This is a genomic window from Escherichia sp. KTE31 (assembly GCF_000407925.1).
GTDB classification, from domain to species: Bacteria; Pseudomonadota; Gammaproteobacteria; order Enterobacterales; family Enterobacteriaceae; genus Escherichia; species Escherichia ruysiae.
On record NZ_KE136726.1, the window covers coordinates 559,047 to 575,886 of the forward strand.

The 16,840-nt window shown below is 51.6% G+C and carries 18 protein-coding genes and 1 pseudogene; 13 read left to right on the forward strand and 6 right to left on the reverse strand.

Annotated elements, in window-relative coordinates:
• Window positions 1-234 precede the first annotated feature (234 nt).
• The 11 genes and pseudogenes from exuT to WES_RS02985 all read left to right on the forward strand — a co-directional run bounded on the left by exuT (window position 235) and on the right by WES_RS02985 (window position 7,683).
• Window positions 235-1,533: a hexuronate transporter ExuT gene (gene exuT / locus WES_RS03030; RefSeq protein ID WP_016159739.1), complete on the forward strand. Its 1,299-nt coding sequence runs from the start codon at window positions 235-237 to the stop codon at window positions 1,531-1,533.
• A gap of 129 nt (window positions 1,534-1,662) precedes the next feature.
• Entirely contained in the window at window positions 1,663-2,439 is a 777-nt protein-coding gene (gene exuR / locus WES_RS03025) for a transcriptional regulator ExuR (protein WP_000406484.1), read from the forward strand.
• 343 nt (window positions 2,440-2,782) lie between these two features.
• On the forward strand, window positions 2,783-3,445 hold the full coding sequence (gene yqjA, locus WES_RS03020; RefSeq protein WP_000422149.1) for a DedA family general envelope maintenance protein YqjA: 663 nt from the start codon (window positions 2,783-2,785) through the stop codon (window positions 3,443-3,445).
• 3 nt (window positions 3,446-3,448) lie between these two features.
• The gene (gene mzrA, locus WES_RS03015; protein WP_001166775.1) at window positions 3,449-3,832 is read left to right on the forward strand and encodes an EnvZ/OmpR regulon moderator MzrA; all 384 of its coding nucleotides are present in this window, start codon (window positions 3,449-3,451) and stop codon (window positions 3,830-3,832) included.
• A gap of 146 nt (window positions 3,833-3,978) precedes the next feature.
• Window positions 3,979-4,347, forward strand: coding sequence for a DUF1090 family protein YqjC (yqjC, locus tag WES_RS03010; RefSeq protein ID WP_010346332.1), 369 nt, complete (start codon window positions 3,979-3,981; stop codon window positions 4,345-4,347).
• 37 nt (window positions 4,348-4,384) lie between these two features.
• Window positions 4,385-4,690 (forward strand): ElaB/YgaM/YqjD family protein, encoded by a 306-nt coding sequence (locus WES_RS03005; RefSeq protein WP_000031409.1) that lies wholly within the window; start codon window positions 4,385-4,387, stop codon window positions 4,688-4,690.
• A 2-nt stretch (window positions 4,691-4,692) separates the two neighbouring features.
• Window positions 4,693-5,097, forward strand: a complete 405-nt coding sequence (locus WES_RS03000) for a phage holin family protein (protein ID WP_000785727.1) — start codon at window positions 4,693-4,695, stop codon at window positions 5,095-5,097.
• The gene (locus WES_RS02995; protein ID WP_000015589.1) at window positions 5,087-5,386 is read left to right on the forward strand and encodes a YqjK-like family protein; all 300 of its coding nucleotides are present in this window, start codon (window positions 5,087-5,089) and stop codon (window positions 5,384-5,386) included. The genes WES_RS03000 and WES_RS02995 overlap by 11 nt, the downstream gene beginning before the upstream one ends.
• 185 nt (window positions 5,387-5,571) lie before the next feature.
• Window positions 5,572-5,964 carry a DoxX family protein gene (locus WES_RS02990; RefSeq protein ID WP_000732237.1) on the forward strand — a complete coding sequence of 131 codons (393 nt, stop codon included), beginning with the start codon at window positions 5,572-5,574 and terminating at the stop codon, window positions 5,962-5,964.
• A gap of 71 nt (window positions 5,965-6,035) precedes the next feature.
• A pseudogene (gene yqjG, locus WES_RS0121810) lies at window positions 6,036-7,022 on the forward strand (glutathionyl-hydroquinone reductase YqjG).
• A gap of 292 nt (window positions 7,023-7,314) precedes the next feature.
• Window positions 7,315-7,683, forward strand: a complete 369-nt coding sequence (locus WES_RS02985) for a DUF805 domain-containing protein (protein ID WP_000384146.1) — start codon at window positions 7,315-7,317, stop codon at window positions 7,681-7,683.
• A gap of 33 nt (window positions 7,684-7,716) precedes the next feature.
• Here the strand turns inward: WES_RS02985 and yhaJ are convergent, their stop codons facing one another.
• Window positions 7,717-8,613 carry a DNA-binding transcriptional regulator YhaJ gene (gene yhaJ / locus WES_RS02980; protein ID WP_001041002.1) on the reverse strand — a complete coding sequence of 299 codons (897 nt, stop codon included), beginning with the start codon at window positions 8,611-8,613 and terminating at the stop codon, window positions 7,717-7,719.
• 104 nt (window positions 8,614-8,717) lie between these two features.
• Here yhaJ and WES_RS02975 point away from each other — a divergent pair, with 104 nt between their 5' ends.
• Both WES_RS02975 and yhaL read left to right on the forward strand, forming a co-directional pair.
• Window positions 8,718-9,419 (forward strand): pirin family protein, encoded by a 702-nt coding sequence (locus tag WES_RS02975; RefSeq protein WP_016159736.1) that lies wholly within the window; start codon window positions 8,718-8,720, stop codon window positions 9,417-9,419.
• A gap of 22 nt (window positions 9,420-9,441) precedes the next feature.
• Window positions 9,442-9,606 carry a protein YhaL gene (gene yhaL / locus WES_RS02970; RefSeq protein ID WP_010346326.1) on the forward strand — a complete coding sequence of 55 codons (165 nt, stop codon included), beginning with the start codon at window positions 9,442-9,444 and terminating at the stop codon, window positions 9,604-9,606.
• 133 nt (window positions 9,607-9,739) lie between these two features.
• On the opposite strand, the gene cyuA is transcribed toward yhaL, so the two are convergent.
• From cyuA to tdcE, 5 genes are all read right to left on the reverse strand, one after another.
• Complete coding sequence (cyuA, locus tag WES_RS02965; protein ID WP_000460497.1) at window positions 9,740-11,050, reverse strand: cysteine desulfidase; 1,311 nt, start codon at window positions 11,048-11,050, stop codon at window positions 9,740-9,742.
• Between the two features lie 27 nt (window positions 11,051-11,077).
• On the reverse strand, window positions 11,078-12,409 hold the full coding sequence (locus tag WES_RS02960) for an SLC5/6 family protein (protein WP_016159735.1): 1,332 nt from the start codon (window positions 12,407-12,409) through the stop codon (window positions 11,078-11,080).
• Window positions 12,410-12,686: 277 nt separating this feature from the next.
• Window positions 12,687-14,051, reverse strand: a complete 1,365-nt coding sequence (gene tdcG, locus WES_RS02955; protein ID WP_000622148.1) for an L-serine ammonia-lyase — start codon at window positions 14,049-14,051, stop codon at window positions 12,687-12,689.
• A 69-nt stretch (window positions 14,052-14,120) separates the two neighbouring features.
• The gene (locus tag WES_RS02950; RefSeq protein WP_000719986.1) at window positions 14,121-14,510 is read right to left on the reverse strand and encodes an enamine/imine deaminase; all 390 of its coding nucleotides are present in this window, start codon (window positions 14,508-14,510) and stop codon (window positions 14,121-14,123) included.
• 13 nt (window positions 14,511-14,523) lie between these two features.
• Window positions 14,524-16,818 (reverse strand): 2-ketobutyrate formate-lyase/pyruvate formate-lyase, encoded by a 2,295-nt coding sequence (tdcE, locus tag WES_RS02945; protein ID WP_016159734.1) that lies wholly within the window; start codon window positions 16,816-16,818, stop codon window positions 14,524-14,526.
• Between the last annotated feature and the right edge of the window lie 22 nt (window positions 16,819-16,840).

The following is a 16,840-nucleotide window of genomic DNA, read 5'->3' on the forward strand; positions in this document are numbered from 1 at the left end:
ACAAGTTATCTTTCTGCCGTCGCAAATCATAAGTCGACGGAATGCAAATTGCCGATTCATTCGTTAGATGAATTGGGTTGACCGGTACGGAAGCCGAATTAGCACGAAACTTTCATGGCAACGTTCGGGGCGTGCCGGTTTTTTTTCGGTTACCCGGTCGTAAGTAACATCTTCAGCCTCTGGCGGGATGATGGCCGCGATTACTGCGGATATAACAAAACGATGAGGTTTTACATGCGTAAAATTAAAGGGTTACGTTGGTATATGATCGCACTGGTGACGCTCGGCACCGTGCTCGGTTACCTGACGCGTAACACTGTGGCGGCAGCTGCGCCAACTCTGATGGAAGAGTTAAACATCTCCACCCAACAGTATTCCTACATCATCGCAGCTTATTCTGCTGCTTATACGGTCATGCAACCGGTAGCGGGTTATGTACTGGATGTTCTGGGTACAAAAATCGGTTACGCGATGTTTGCCGTGTTGTGGGCTGTGTTCTGTGGCGCTACCGCGCTGGCAGGTAGCTGGGGCGGCCTGGCGATTGCTCGTGGTGCGGTAGGTGCTGCTGAAGCAGCAATGATCCCGGCAGGTCTGAAAGCCAGTTCCGAATGGTTCCCGGCGAAAGAACGTTCCATCGCAGTAGGTTACTTTAACGTTGGTTCTTCAATTGGTGCGATGATTGCGCCGCCGCTGGTGGTATGGGCAATCGTGATGCACAGCTGGCAGATGGCGTTTATCATCTCCGGTGCACTGAGCTTTATCTGGGCGATGGCATGGCTGATTTTCTATAAGCACCCACGCGACCAGAAACATCTGACTGATGAAGAACGCGAATACATTATTAACGGTCAGGAAGCCCAGCACCAGGTTGGCACGGCGAAGAAAATGTCCGTTGGTCAGATCCTGCGTAACCGTCAGTTCTGGGGTATCGCGCTGCCGCGTTTCCTGGCTGAACCGGCGTGGGGTACTTTCAACGCGTGGATCCCGCTGTTCATGTTTAAAGTTTACGGCTTTAACCTGAAAGAGATCGCGATGTTCGCCTGGATGCCGATGCTGTTTGCTGACCTCGGTTGTATCCTCGGTGGTTACCTGCCGCCGCTGTTCCAGCGTTGGTTTGGCGTGAACCTGATCGTCTCCCGTAAGATGGTAGTAACGCTGGGTGCGGTGCTGATGATTGGCCCAGGTATGATCGGTCTGTTCACCAACCCATATGTCGCGATTATGCTGCTGTGTATCGGTGGTTTTGCTCACCAGGCACTGTCTGGCGCACTGATTACGCTCTCTTCTGACGTGTTCGGTCGTAACGAAGTCGCAACGGCAAACGGTCTGACCGGGATGTCCGCATGGCTGGCAAGTACGCTGTTTGCGCTGGTTGTTGGTGCTCTGGCTGACACCATCGGCTTCAGCCCGCTGTTCGCAGTGCTGGCAGTGTTCGACCTGCTGGGTGCGCTGGTTATCTGGACGGTATTGCAGAACAAACCGGCGATTGAGGTTGTGGAAGAAGCGCATAACGATCCCGCGCCACAACATTAACGCTTCGTGTAAGTTTTAGTTTCCCTTCAAAGCCGCCTTCTCAGGCGGCTTTTTCATCACTGCGAGTAGAGCTAAACTCGCAAAAGTGGTATAACAAATATAGTCTGCCGTATCATGCCTGGAGCGCATATGGAAATCACTGAACCACGCCGTTTGTATCAACAGCTCGCCGCTGACCTGAAAGAGCGCATCGAGCAAGGCGTCTATCTGGTGGGAGATAAACTGCCCGCCGAACGTTTTATTGCCGATGAAAAAAACGTCAGCCGCACCGTGGTTCGTGAAGCCATCATCATGCTGGAGGTTGAAGGTTATGTCGAAGTGCGCAAAGGCTCCGGCATTCATGTGATTTCAAACCAGCCTCGCCATCAGCAAGCGGCTGACGATAATATGGAATTTGCCAATTACGGCCCATTTGAACTGCTGCAAGCTCGCCAGCTTATCGAAAGCAATATTGCCGAGTTTGCCGCAACCCAGGTGACCAAGCAGGACATCATGAAATTGATGGCCATCCAGGAGCAGGCTCGCGGCGAACAATGCTTCCGCGATTCCGAGTGGGATTTGCAGTTCCACATTCAGGTAGCATTAGCGACTCAAAACTCCGCGCTGGCGGCCATCGTTGAGAAAATGTGGACCCAGCGTAGCCATAACCCGTACTGGAAAAAGCTCCACGAACACATTGATTCCCGTACCGTCGATAACTGGTGTGATGACCACGATCAAATCCTTAAAGCGTTGATTCGCAAAGATCCTCATGCAGCCAAACTGGCAATGTGGCAGCACCTGGAAAACACCAAGATAATGTTATTTAACGAAACCAGCGACGATTTCGAGTTCAACGCCGACCGTTACCTGTTCGCAGAAAACCCGGTTGTGCATCTGGATACGGCCGCCAGCGGCAGCAAATAAAACGCCCATCCGACAGGCGCTGACGCGCGCCTGTACGCTTTGTCAGTAAGCAAAAAGTATAAAGTGTCAGCCTGTGTAAATCCTCTCGCCACCCTCCCCTGCAATCAGCAAAATCAGACTCCACGGACATGTAATTTTGATAACGAACAACGTTGACCTTTGTTACAATTAGATTCAATTTGAATTTATGCTATTAAATGTTTTCTTATCTCACGTTTTAACAGGGAATAGTTCAGGCCGTGTTGGTGTCTCGACCCGCAATCCATACAAAAACAGCAATAATCTGGCGGGAGTACATCATTTAAAACCGGCGTGGCGTTAACCGATTCACCAGGAATAATGAATGGAACTTTTGACCCAATTACTGCAGGCCCTGTGGGCGCAGGATTTTGAAACGCTGGCCAATCCATCGATGATTGGCATGTTGTATTTTGTCTTGTTTGTAATTTTGTTCCTTGAAAACGGCTTGCTTCCGGCGGCCTTTTTACCGGGCGACAGCTTACTGGTGTTGGTCGGCGTATTGATTGCTAAAGGCGCGATGGGTTATCCACAAACGATTCTGTTACTGACCGTTGCCGCCAGCCTTGGCTGCTGGGTCAGTTACATACAGGGGCGATGGCTGGGCAATACCCGCACTGTGCAAAACTGGCTTTCCCATTTACCCGCGCACTATCACCAACGCGCACACCATCTTTTTCACAAACACGGTTTATCGGCGCTATTAATTGGTCGCTTTATTGCATTTGTCAGAACACTGCTGCCGACCATTGCCGGGTTATCAGGGCTGAATAACGCTCGCTTTCAGTTCTTCAACTGGATGAGCGGTCTGCTGTGGGTGTTGATCCTGACAACTCTGGGTTACATGCTCGGCAAAACGCCGGTATTTTTGAAGTACGAGGATCAGCTAATGTCATGCCTGATGCTGCTCCCGGTGGTACTGCTGGTATTTGGCCTGGCAGGTTCTCTGGTCGTGTTATGGAAAAAGAAATATGGAAATCGGGGGTAAGGGATGCAAATACCTCGCATGTCGCTTCGCCAGCTAGTCTGGTCCGGCGCTGCTTTATTGCTGGTCGGCACGCTGCTGCTGGCCTGGTCTGCGGTTCGTCAGCAAGATTCGACGCTGGCGATCCGTGCCGTTCATCAAGGCATGACGATGCCAGACGGTTTTTCCATCTGGCATCACCTTGACGCTCACGGCATTCCTTTCAAAAGCATTACCCCCAAGAACGACACTCTGTTAATTACATTTGACTCCAGCGATCAGAGTGCCGCCGCAAAAGCGGTCCTCGACAGAACATTGCCCCATGGCTACATCATTGCGCAGCAGGACGATAACAGTCAGGCCATGCAGTGGCTGACCCGGCTGCGGGATAATTCTCATCGCTTCGGATAACTTCCTGTTATCCGAAACATATCACTCACTTTGGTGATTTCACCGTTACTGTCTATGATTAATGAGGCGGTGGTTAACACCACCGCTTCGTTGTCTGGACAATCGTTCCTTTGTAATAGGTTCGAGTCACAATGGAAGGTTCAAGAATGAAATACCGCATCGCTTTAGCTGTTTCTCTTTTTGCTCTTAGTGCCGGTAGTTATGCCACTACCCTGTGTCAGGAAAAGGAGCAAAATATCCTTAAGGAGATCAGCTATGCCGAAAAACACCAAAACCAGAATCGTATTGACGGTCTGAATAAAGCCCTGAGTGAAGTCCGGGCCAACTGTTCAGATAGCCAGCTGCGCGCCGATCATCAGAAGAAAATCGCTAAGCAGAAAGATGAGGTGGCGGAACGCAAGCAAGATTTAGCCGAAGCGAAACAAAAAGGCGATGCGGATAAGATTGCCAAACGCGAACGGAAACTGGCAGAAGCGCAGGAAGAGCTGAAAAAGCTGGAAGCGCGCGACTACTAATTCACAATAGTCACTACTTACTCACCTGGAGAAAACTATGTCGAAAGAACACACTACGGAACATCTGCGTGCAGAGTTGAAATCCCTGTCTGATACGCTGGAAGAAGTACTAAGCGCCTCAGGAGATAAGTCGAAAGAAGAGTTGAGTAAGATTCGCAGTAAAGCGGAGCAGGCGCTAAAACAGAGCCGCTATCGCCTGGGTGAAACTGGCGAGGCAATTGCCAAACAGACTCGTGAAGCGGCGGCGCGTGCCGATGAGTACGTGCGTGAAAATCCGTGGACGGGTGTGGGCATTGGCGCTGCAATCGGTGTAGTGCTCGGCGTTCTGCTGTCGCGTCGTTAATTATGGCGGACACTCATCACGCGCAAGGGCCCGGTAAAAGCGTTCTGGGCATCGGGCAGCGAATTGTCACCATCATGGTCGAAATGGTGGAGACACGTCTGCGGCTGGCGGTGGTGGAGCTGGAAGAGGAAAAAGCCAATCTCTTTCAACTGTTACTGATGCTGGGCCTGACGATGCTTTTCGCTGCATTTGGTCTTATGAGCCTGATGGTGCTGATTATCTGGGCGGTTGATCCGCAATATCGCCTGAATGCGATGATTGCCACCACCGTGGTGTTACTGCTACTGGCACTGATTGGCGGTATCTGGACGTTACGCAAGTCACGGAAATCGACACTGTTGCGTCATACGCGCCATGAACTGGCGAACGATCGGCAACTGCTCGAGGAGGAGTCCCGTGAGCGGTAAAGTCGAACGTGAACGCCGCAAGGCACAGCTACTTAGCCAGATCCAGCAACAACGGCTGGATCTTTCCGCCAGTCGTCGAGACTGGCTGGAAGCAACAGGCGCTTACGATCGTCGCTGGAATATACTGTTGAGTCTGCGCTCATGGGCGCTGGTTGGCAGTAGCGTGATGGCTATCTGGACAATTCGCCATCCGAATATGCTGGTCCGCTGGGCCAGGCGCGGTTTTGGAGTATGGAGTGCCTGGCGTCTGGTTAAAACCACCCTCAAACAGCAACAGCTTCGCGGTTAACGCCTTTCTGGCCGGAGTCATTCCGGCCTTATCCCTCAAAATTTTTGAAAAAATTTGACAGTTTTCCTTGCTAACAATCACCATTCACTACGTTTATGCTTCTCTCCATCGACAGCAACGACGCTAATACCGCGTCAATGCACAAAAAAACAATCAGCAGCCTGAGCGGCGCAGTGGAGAGTAAGATGAAAAAATTAGAAGATGTTGGTGTACTGGTAGCGCGTATTTTAATGCCGATTCTGTTTATTACGGCCGGCTGGGGAAAGATTACTGGCTACGCTGGTACGCAACAATACATGGAAGCGATGGGCGTCCCGGGCTTTATGCTGCCGCTGGTGATTTTGCTTGAATTTGGTGGTGGTCTGGCAATTCTGTTTGGTTTCCTGACTCGCACCACGGCGCTGTTTACCGCTGGCTTTACACTGCTGACTGCATTTTTATTTCACAGCAATTTTGCAGAAGGCATGAACTCGCTGATGTTTATGAAAAACCTGACCATTTCTGGCGGATTCCTGCTGCTGGCGATTACGGGTCCGGGCGCATTCAGCATCGACCGCCTGCTGAATAAAAAGTGGTAAGCACACGCTATACTTAACGATAAAAAAACGAGGAGAAACACTCCTCGTTTTTGCTATTGGAGGAGAGAAAAATGGGTCAACTGATTGACGGCGTCTGGCATGACACCTAGTACGACACCAAATCCACCGGCGGTAAATTTCAACGTTCAGCTTCCGCATTTCGTAACTGGCTCACCGCTGACGGCGCACCAGGACCAACCGGCAAAGGTGGTTTTGCCGCAGAAAAAGACCGTTATCATCTCTATGTTTCACTCGCCTGCCCGTGGGCACACCGCACGCTGATTATGCGTAAACTCAAAGGCCTGGAACCGTTTATCTCCGTTTCCGTGGTGAATCCGCTGATGCTGGAAAACGGCTGGACCTTTGATGACAGTTTTCCGGGAGCAACCGGAGACACGCTCTATCAACATGAATTTTTGTATCAGCTTTATCTCCACGCCGATCCGCACTATAGCGGACGTGTCACTGTTCCCGTGCTATGGGACAAAAAGAACCACACCATTGTCAGCAACGAATCGGCGGAAATCATCCGCATGTTCAATACTGCGTTTGATGCACTGGGCGCGAAAGCGGGAGATTACTACCCACCAGCCCTGCAAACGAAAATTGACGAACTTAACGGCTGGATTTACGACACCGTCAACAATGGCGTGTATAAAGCCGGTTTTGCTACCAGCCAGGAAGCCTACGACGAGGCGGTGGTGAAAGTGTTTGAATCGCTGGCGCGACTGGAGCAGATCTTAGGTCAGCATCGCTATCTGACCGGTAACCAGTTAACCGAAGCTGATATTCGCCTGTGGACCACGCTGGTGCGTTTTGATCCGGTGTATGTCACCCACTTCAAATGTGATAAGCACCGCATCAGCGATTACCTGAACCTGTACGGCTTCCTGCGCGATATCTACCAGATGCCGGGGATTGCCGAAACTGTCAATTTCGATCACATCCGTAATCACTACTTCCGCAGCCATAAGACCATCAACCCTACGGGGATTATTTCGATTGGTCCGTGGCAGGATCTCGATGAACCACACGGTCGGGACGTTCGCTTCGGTTAGACAAAGGCACCCTTCGTGGTGCCTCTGATTGTTGGCTAAGTGCGTGTTGTTCATGTCGGATGCGGCGTGAAAGCCTTATCCGACCTAAAAACATTGTACATTCAATATATTGCAGATACCTCACAGGCCAGATAAACGTAGCGCATCTGGCGATTTTGCGCTTGCCATCAGTCTGAAGTTCCGTTCATTGCGCCTTATTAATTCACCATAGTGATATTTACTGCTATTTCATTCATGTCTATTCTTAATTTGCTGCTTTAAAAACAAGTGATTGAGCAAAATTGAGGCAAAAATGGACTGGTATCTGAAAGTACTAAAAAATTATGTCGGATTCCGGGGTCGTGCGCGGCGCAAAGAGTACTGGATGTTTATTCTGGTCAACATCATCTTTACGTTCGTGCTGGGACTACTGGATAAAATGTTAGGCTGGCAACGCGCCGGTGGCGAAGGCATCCTGACGACAATCTATGGCATTCTGGTGTTTTTACCGTGGTGGGCGGTTCAGTTCCGTCGCCTGCATGACACCGACCGTTCGGCGTGGTGGGTACTGCTGTTCTTGATCCCGTTTATCGGCTGGCTGATTATCATCGTCTTTAACTGCCAGGCGGGTACACCGGGTGAAAACCGCTTTGGACCAGACCCGAAACTGGAACAGGAATAATAATTAAGCACCTTGTGAAAGGTGCTTAATCGTTTATTTTCCGGCGAACAACTTTGGAATTTCCCGCAAACACCAGGATTTTGCTTCTCCCATACTGTCGCGACGCCAGGCCATAATAATATCGATCTCGCTGGTCGATTCCGGGCTGACGACACGCAACCGCCCTTCCGCAATATCTTTTTCGACCATCGGATACGGCATCGTCGCCACGCCAAGCCCCGCCAGTAATGCCTGACGTTTATCTTCAATCGTGCTCACCGTTAAGCGCGGCTGTTTGTCCAGCAGCTGTACGGTCAACACCGGGCGCTCACGAGCGGTATCCGCTACCGCAATTCCACGATATTTCACGCGCGTCACTTCAGATAACGGTTCCGGCTCCTGATGAATCGGGTGATCAGGCGCGGCAACGTAGACGTTCATTAAGGTATAGAGCTTGCGCGAGTTGATCTCCGACGAGGAACGAAAATGCATATCCGGCGCGATAACGATATCCGCTCGCCCCTGCTCCAGCCGCTCCCACGCGCCCGCCAGCACTTCGGTGATGATTGCCAGTTGGGTGTTAGCCTTCACCGCCAGTTTGTCGATCAACGGAAAAAAGGCAGCCGTCGGCACCAGTGCCTCGGTCACAATGGTGAGATGCGTCTCCCAGCCGCGCGCGAGGGCTTCGGCATCGGTAGTCAGCTTATCTGCTGCCTCCAGCAGAACGCGTCCTCGCTCCAGCAACATACGCCCGACATTGGTGAATTTTGTACGATGACCCGAACGGTCAAACAGCACCACATCCAGCTCTTCTTCCAGTTTTTGCATGGTGTAGCTAAGCGCAGAAGGCACGCGTCCCAGCTCATCTGCTGCCGCCGCAAAACTGCCACGGCGATCGATCGCGTCCATAACACGCAGTGCTTCCAGCGTTAATGCCCTTTCTTTGGCCATGTCGTTCTCATTCAGGAAATTTGAACATACCGGGCAGAATATCTGGCTAACAATGTAGCGTCCAGCCCCTTACCATAAAAGGAAGTAAAGAGAGGTCAATAATTATGATTACTACCCGAACTGCCAGGCAGTGTGGACAAGCAGACTACGGATGGTTACAGGCCCGGTATACTTTTTCCTTTGGACACTACTTCGACCCGAAATTGTTAGGCTACGCCTCCCTGCGCGTGCTCAACCAGGAAGTGCTGGCTCCAGGTGCCGCCTTTCAGCCGCGAACCTACCCAAAAGTCGATATTTTGAATGTGATTCTGGATGGAGAAGCAGAATACCGCGACAGTGAAGGCAATCATGTTCAGGCCAGCACCGGTGAAGCCTTATTGCTTTCTATTCAGCCGGGCGTGAGTTATAGCGAACATAACATCAGCAAAGACAAACCGTTAACGCGGATGCAGCTTTGGCTGGATGCCTGCCCGCAGCGAGAGAATCCGCTGATTCAAAAACTGGCGCTTAATATGGGCAAGCAGCAATTAATCGCCTCGCCCGATGGCACAGAGGGTAGTCTGCAACTGCGCCAGCAAGTGTGGTTGCATCATATTGTGCTCGCCAAGGGCGAAAGTGCGAACTTTCAACTGCACGGCCCGCGCGCCTATTTACAATCGATTCACGGCCAATTTCATGCGATTACGCATCATGAAGAGAAAGCAGCACTGACCTGCGGTGACGGGGCATTTATTCGTGACGAGGCTAACATTACGCTGGTTGCTGATTCCCCGCTGCGCGCTTTACTGATAGATTTACCTGTCTAGTTGTTTTTACAGGGAGAAGATGATGAGTAAAAAATCGGCGAAGAAACGCCAGTCAGTGAAGCCCGTTGTGGCGAAAGAAACTACTCGCGCAACTAAAAACTTTGGCTATGAAGAGATGTTGAGCGAGCTGGAAGCGATAGTCGCCGACGCCGAAACGCGGTTAGCCGAGGATGAAGCCGCCGCATAAATACAGGTTGCCGGATGCGGCGTAAACGCCTTATCCGGCCTACAAAATCCAACAACATCAATAAATTGCGCACCCCGTAGGCCGGATAAGATGCGCCAGCATCGCATCCGGCACGATACCCAAGACCCGCCGCTTATCTGGCCTTGCTCGCCATAATCTCGATAATCTGCCGATCCGTTTGCTGCATCGAATGGCTTGCCAGCGCACACAGGTTGGCAATCGACTGCTCAACATCATGCGCCACAATCCCTTCATTGCCGGTCACAGCGGTATCATCCAACGCCATTAGCACCGCTTTCCACGCAGCCGAAGCACTGGTCGAAACCTTCATCGCGCAACTGTTCGACGCACCATCGCAAATCATGCCGCTGACATCGCCGATCATACTGCTGATAGCCATAGAGATCGTTTCATAACGCCCATCCACCAGCCACGCCATCCCGGCAGCAGCCCCCATTGCTGCCGTCGTTGCAGCACACAGCGCGGATAAACGCGGCAACTGGTTATGGATGTAGATCGCGCTCAAATGCGAAAGCATCAGCGCACGCGCCAGCCGTTCATCATCCGCCCCGAAGTGTTCCGCGACCACCACCACGGGCATTGTCGCGGTGATCCCCTGGTTGCCAGAACCGGAGTTACTCATCGCCGGAAGCGTTGCGCCGCCCATACGCGCATCGGATGCCGCGCTGGTACGAATCACAATCGACGAAGAGAGATCTTTCGCCAACAAACCGCGTGCACACTGTTTTTCCAGCGTTGCGCCAATATGCAGTCCCCAGTTGCCACTCAAGCCTTCCTGCGATAATGCGCAGTTTAGCTTCGCAGAATCGAGAATAAAGCGGATCGCCTCAAACGGGACTTCATTGACGAACTTCAGGATCTCGGCCAGCGTCGTTCTGGAGAGCACCGCCAGCGGCGACTCTTGCTCCCCCTCTGTCACACATGCCTGCTGGGTAAATACCACGCCATTGTGCGTCTCAATATGCACAATGTTGGTATGTCCACCGACAATGGTGACACACGCCCACTTCTCGCCGTTCCAGACTTTGGCGCGTGAGAAGAGGATCTCGTCGCAAGGTTCCTGGATCTTAACCGAGACTTTCCCCGCCGCCAGCAATGCTTTGGCATCGGCAATTGCCTGCGCAGTTGCGTCTTTCAGCACTTCCAGCCCGGCTTTGGCATTTCCGCCTAACGCTCCCAGCGCCGCCGCAATCGGCAGCCCCACCATTCCCGTGCCGGGAACGGTGACGCCCAGACCGTTCTTCATCAGATTTGGCGAAACCCAGGCTTCTACACGTTCAACCGGACCTTCCAGTTCTGCCGCAGCAACCGCCGCTGCCAGCGCCAGTGAAATAGGTTCAGTACATCCCAGCGCCGGTTTTACTTCCTCCTGAACGGCGAGGATGTAACGCTGCCATAACGGATTTAAAGTCGAATCAAACATAATAAAAACCTTAAAATTTCAGGTAAATCAAGAAAATGCCAGGAACGGAGAAACGCAAAGCAACAAACCGGTGACGATAATCAGGTACAGAGACATCCCTTTGTATTTGTGCAATGCCGGTACTTTGTAAACCAGCCACGCCGGGATCAGGCACCCTACCATGCCGAAAATCGGGCTACAGATAGAGGTGAAGCTCAACACCGGCGCGTTCAGTACGATGGCGCTCCAGGCCAGTAAAATGGCGAAAATCATGATGCCGCGCTGAACAAGATTTTCGTTAATCTTCTCGGCAGGCATCTTGCGACGCAGGATGTTCATTACGATCCCTTGCGTTGCTTCGCGAAAGCCTAAATAGACGCCAAAGAATGCAGTCATGACAGCAAAGATATTGAGAATGACACTAACCACTTTTACCCACGCAGCACCGTCACCGCTAATAAACTGTGCGGCAATTGCCAGCGCGGAAATATTCTGCTCGTAGGCTTTTACCGCTTCGTCATGTCCCATCGCCAGCGTGAACGACACTGCGTAGAAAAAGACAGTGACAAACAGAATGCCGAACGCGATGTTCATTGCCCGCAACGCTTTATGCCGCGCTACTTCAATCGATTTTTCCCGCGAGCGATAGGAAATCACCATCGGGCTTAATGTCTGGATAAACAGAATCGACGTCAGGGTAAACGGCAGCGTAATAATGGCGTTTTTCACCAGCAGCCCCAGCGGCGGCAGCGAACCCACGTTATACAGATGCCACATTCCCACCATCGACACGCCCAGCGCAGCGACTACCAGCAGTTTGGTCAGTACCATGCCAGTCGAAATCTTGAATAACAGTTTCTCGCCGCGTGAGGAGATGGCGACCAGAATGCAAATCAGTACCAGTCCATAAAACGGATTGTCTGATAGCACGCTTTCCGTCACGCCAAAAGTATGTAAATAGGAGGCGCTATCGTTGGTGATGGCGGTGGAATACACGAACATCCAGATCACCAGCATTACGAAATAGAGCGCACCTAACAGGATGCCCCAGTTTTTGCCTAAATAACCGCTGATGACGCTCGGGTAATCTTTACACTCCGGTGATTCTGCCAGCGTATTAATAAACAACCGCTGAAACAGATACATTGCCGGGTAACCAATCACTGATGAGAGCAAAAATACCCACAATCCCATCAAACCGACCTGCACCGGGAGAAAAACAATCCCCGCGCCAATCGCCATCCCGATACTCATAATTACCCAGCCGGTGTCGGTACTGTCGAATTTGATTGCTTCACGCCATTCACTTTCACTCATTCCAGCACGACCCGCCGGGGTCGAAGCGTCTGCAATGACGCCTTTATTCGTTGCAATTTCCATAATTTCTCGCTCAATATTTTGTAGGGCTTTTTATTTTTTTCGAGCCGCATCAAGGCGATACGCGGTCTACGTTTTTTTGCAGGCGAGTTATTAGAATGAAGAAATGATACGCGTGAGGTTAGAGAAAATCTTCACAATCAAGACTTTGAAATAGCAGTTATGGATAATAATTTTCTATCAAATCAACAAAAAATAAACAGTTATTCTCTATTTGCGGCAGATCACAATAAAAAAGGGTGCACATTTTGTGCACCCAAAGATAAATGCGGATGAAATATCAGCCGCAGACTACTTTTATGGCCAGTCCTCCGCGTGAAGTTTCGCGGTATTTATCGTTCATATCTTTGCCGGTTTCATACATCGTCTCGATCACTTTATCGAGTGAAACACGCGGTGCAGAAGTGCGCCGCATCGCCATTCGCGCGGCGTTTACCGCTTTCACAGCGTTGATAGCGTTACGTTCAATACACGGAATTTGCACTTGTCCGGCAACCGGATCGCAGGTCAGCCCAAGGTTATGCTCCATAGCGATTTCCGCCGCATTGCATACCTGCGCCGGGCTGCCGCCCAGCAGTTCGGTTAACCCTGCCGCAGCCATCGAACAGGCCACGCCAATCTCGCCCTGACACCCCACTTCCGCACCAGAGATGGAGGCATTCATTTTATACAGCGCGCCGATAGCGCCAGCCGCCAGCAGAAAACGGGCGATGGATCGCTCATTGAGCGGACGGCGGAATTTATCGTAATAGGCCAGCACTGCCGGAATAATACCGCAAGCGCCATTAGTTGGTGCTGTCACTACACGTCCGCCAGCGGCGTTTTCTTCGCTGACCGCCAGCGCAAACATATTGATCCAGTCGATGACGTTCATTGGATCGTTAGAGATATTGTCACTAGAGACCAGCAAACGGCGCAACGCCACCGCCCGGCGTGGGACATTGAGCGGGCCAGGCAATACGCCTTCGGTATTCATGCCGCGTTCAATACCGTCGTGCATCACCTGCCAGATACGAGCAAACCCTGCATCAATTTCCGCTTTGCTGCGCAGCGCCAGCTCGTTATGCATCATCAGGCCAGAAATAGACAGGCCGTTGTAATCACACATTTTCAGCAGTTCGCCTGCCGAGTGGAAGTCATAAGGTACGGGTGTTTCGACATCGTGCGACATGCCGAAGTGTTCTTCTTCAACGATAAACCCGCCGCCGACAGAGTAATAGGTTTTGCTTAATAGCTCTTCCTGCCCGTTCCAGGCAGTAATCCGCATCCCGTTCTCATGACGAGGCAACATTTCGGGATGGAAGATAATGTTCTTTGCTACAGGAAAATCAACAATATGCGCACCAGAAGCCACCGGCAGTCGCCCACTGCGCGTCACAAGTTCAATAAATGCAGGGATCTCATCAATAACAACATCCTGCGGGCTGTTTCCTGCCAGTCCCATAATGATGGCGATATCCGTGGCATGGCCTTTGCCCGTCAGTGACAACGACCCGTAAAGATCGACCACAATATGACTTGTTGCAGTTAATAAGCCACTACTCACCAGTCGGTCGATAAAACTTTTTCCAGCATTCATTGGCCCCACGGTATGCGAACTGGAGGGACCAATACCAATTTTGAAAATATCGAATGCACTAATCATAACCACACTCTCGGATTGCCGTTCTGTGAAGAGGAGCAGGACGACTCTACGGTCGCCCCGCTCCGGGCTTTACACGCTACGTACTGCGATAGCTTCAATTTCCAGCTTCACATCTTTCGGCAAACGCGCGACCTGCACGCAGCTACGGGTCGGGTAGGTCGCCTGATGCTCATCGAAGAATTGCTTATAGACTTCATTGATGGTGGCAAAGTCATTCAGATCGGTGATGAATACCGTCATCTTGATGATATCGCCCACGGTGAGGCCAGCAGCAACCACGATCGCTTTGACGTTTTCAAGGCTTAAACGCGCCTGATCTTTCACATCAGCCGGGATCTCGCCGGTCTGCGGGCAAACCGGAATTTGCCCGGAGGTGAAGACCATGCTGCCTAAATCAACGCCCTGAACATAAGGGCCGATTGCGCCTGGGGCACGTTGCGTTTCGATAATCTTTTTCATACATCCTCCGGCGTCAGAGCGCCTGGGTAAAGGTACGTGAAATCACATCCTGTTGCTGTTCGCGAGTCAGCGCATTAAAGCGCACAGCGTAGCCAGAGACACGGATTGTCAGGTTCGGGTATTTTTCCGGGTGCTCAATGGCATCCAACAACATTTCCCGATTCATAACGTTAACGTTGAGATGTTGACCGCCTTCGATGTCCGCTTCGTGGTGGAAGTAACCATCCAGCAGGCCAACAAGGTTGGTTTTGCGTACCGGATCTTCTTTACCCAGCGCCGCAGGGACGATCGAGAAAGTGTACGAAATACCGTCTTTGGCGTAAGTGAACGGCAGTTTTGCCACGGAAGTCAGCGAGGCTACCGCACCTTTGCGGTCACGACCGTGCATCGGGTTAGCGCCCGGCGCAAACGGCGTACCCGCGCGGCGACCGTCCGGCGTATTACCGGTTTTCTGTCCGTACACCACGTTAGAAGTGATAGTCAGAATCGACTGCGTCGGCACGGCGTTACGATAGGTTGGCAGGGCTTTAATTTTTTTCATAAAGCGTTCAACCAGGTCACAAGCGATGCTGTCTACGCGCTCGTCGTTGTTGCCATACTGTGGATATTCGCCATCGATTTCAAAGTCCACCGCCAGACCGTTTTCGTCACGGATGGGTTTCACACGGGCATATTTAATGGCGGAAAGTGAATCCGTCGCCACCGACAGACCCGCGATGCCGCAAGCCATGGTGCGATAGACGTCACGATCGTGCAGCGCCATCAGTGAGGCTTCGTAGCTGTACTTGTCGTGCATGTAGTGGATGATGTTCAGCGCGCTGATGTACTGCACCGCCAGCCAGTCCATGAAATGGTCGAGGCTGTCCATTACTTTGTTGTAATCCAGCACGTCGTCCATCAATGGTGCCGTTTTCGGGCCGACCTGAATCTTCAGCTTCTCGTCCACCCCGCCGTTGATTGCGTACAGCAGCGTTTTCGCCAGGTTAGCGCGTGCGCCGAAGAACTGCATCTGCTTACCAATCACCATTGGGCTGACACAGCAGGCAATTGCGTAATCGTCGCTATTGAAGTCAGTACGCATCAGATCGTCGTTTTCATACTGCAAGGAAGAGGTGACGATAGACACTTGCGCCGCATATTTTTTGAAGGCAATCGGCAATGCTTCTGACCACAGAATGGTCAGGTTCGGTTCCGGCGCTGGCCCCATGGTGTGCAGGGTGTGCAGATAACGGAAGGAGTTTTTAGTCACCAGAGTGCGACCATCCAGCCCCATCCCGCCGATCACTTCCGTCGCCCAGATAGGGTCGCCGGAGAACAGCGAATCAAATTCCGGTGTACGCAGGAAGCGCACCATGCGGATCTTCATGATGAAGTGGTCGATCAGTTCCTGCGCCTGCTGCTCATTAAGCACGCCGGCTTTAAAGTCGCGCTCAATGTAGATATCGAGGAACGATGCGGTACGACCAAGAGACATTGCGCCGCCGTTCTGCGATTTCACCGCCGCCAGGTAAGCGAAGTAGAGCCACTGCACCGCTTCCTGCGCATTCTGCGCCGGACGGGAGATGTCGAAGCCGTATTTCGCCGCCATTTCCTGAATCTGCAACAGCGCATGACGATGTTCAGCCAGCTCTTCACGCAGACGGATGGTGGCTTCCAGATCTTCACCTTTTTCCAGACGAGACTGGAGATCGGCAAATTGCAGTTCGCGTTCACGTACCAGATAACTGATGCCGTACAGCGCCACGCGGCGATAGTCACCGATGATACGCCCACGACCATAACCGTCTGGTAAACCGGTCAGGACACCAGATTTACGGCAGCGCAGCATATCCGGTGAGTAAACATCAAATACGCCCTGATTATGGGTTTTACGCAGATCGGTAAAGATGTACTCAAATTCGCTGTCCATTTCACGGCCATAGGCGTGGAATGAACTTTTAATCATATTAATGCCACCGAACGGATGCAGCGCGCGCTTTAACGGCGCATCGGTTTGCAGACCAACAATTTTTTCCAGCGGCTGATTAATATAACCAGCATCATGGGCGGTAATGGTAGTGGCAATATTAGTATCGAAATCAACCGGCGCGTGGGTCGCATTTTCGATACGAATGCCTTCCATTACTTTTTCCCACAATGCCGTGGTCGCTGGCGTTGCTTCAGCAAGGAAAGATTCATCACCTTCATACGGTGTATAGTTTTGTTGAATAAAATCGCGGACATTAATTTCGTTTTTCCAGTCCGTACCTTTAAAGCCAAGCCATGCGTCGGCGTACAGCTTATCGCCGGTATCAATATCTACCTTCATGAAAAATAATCTCTCTACAATA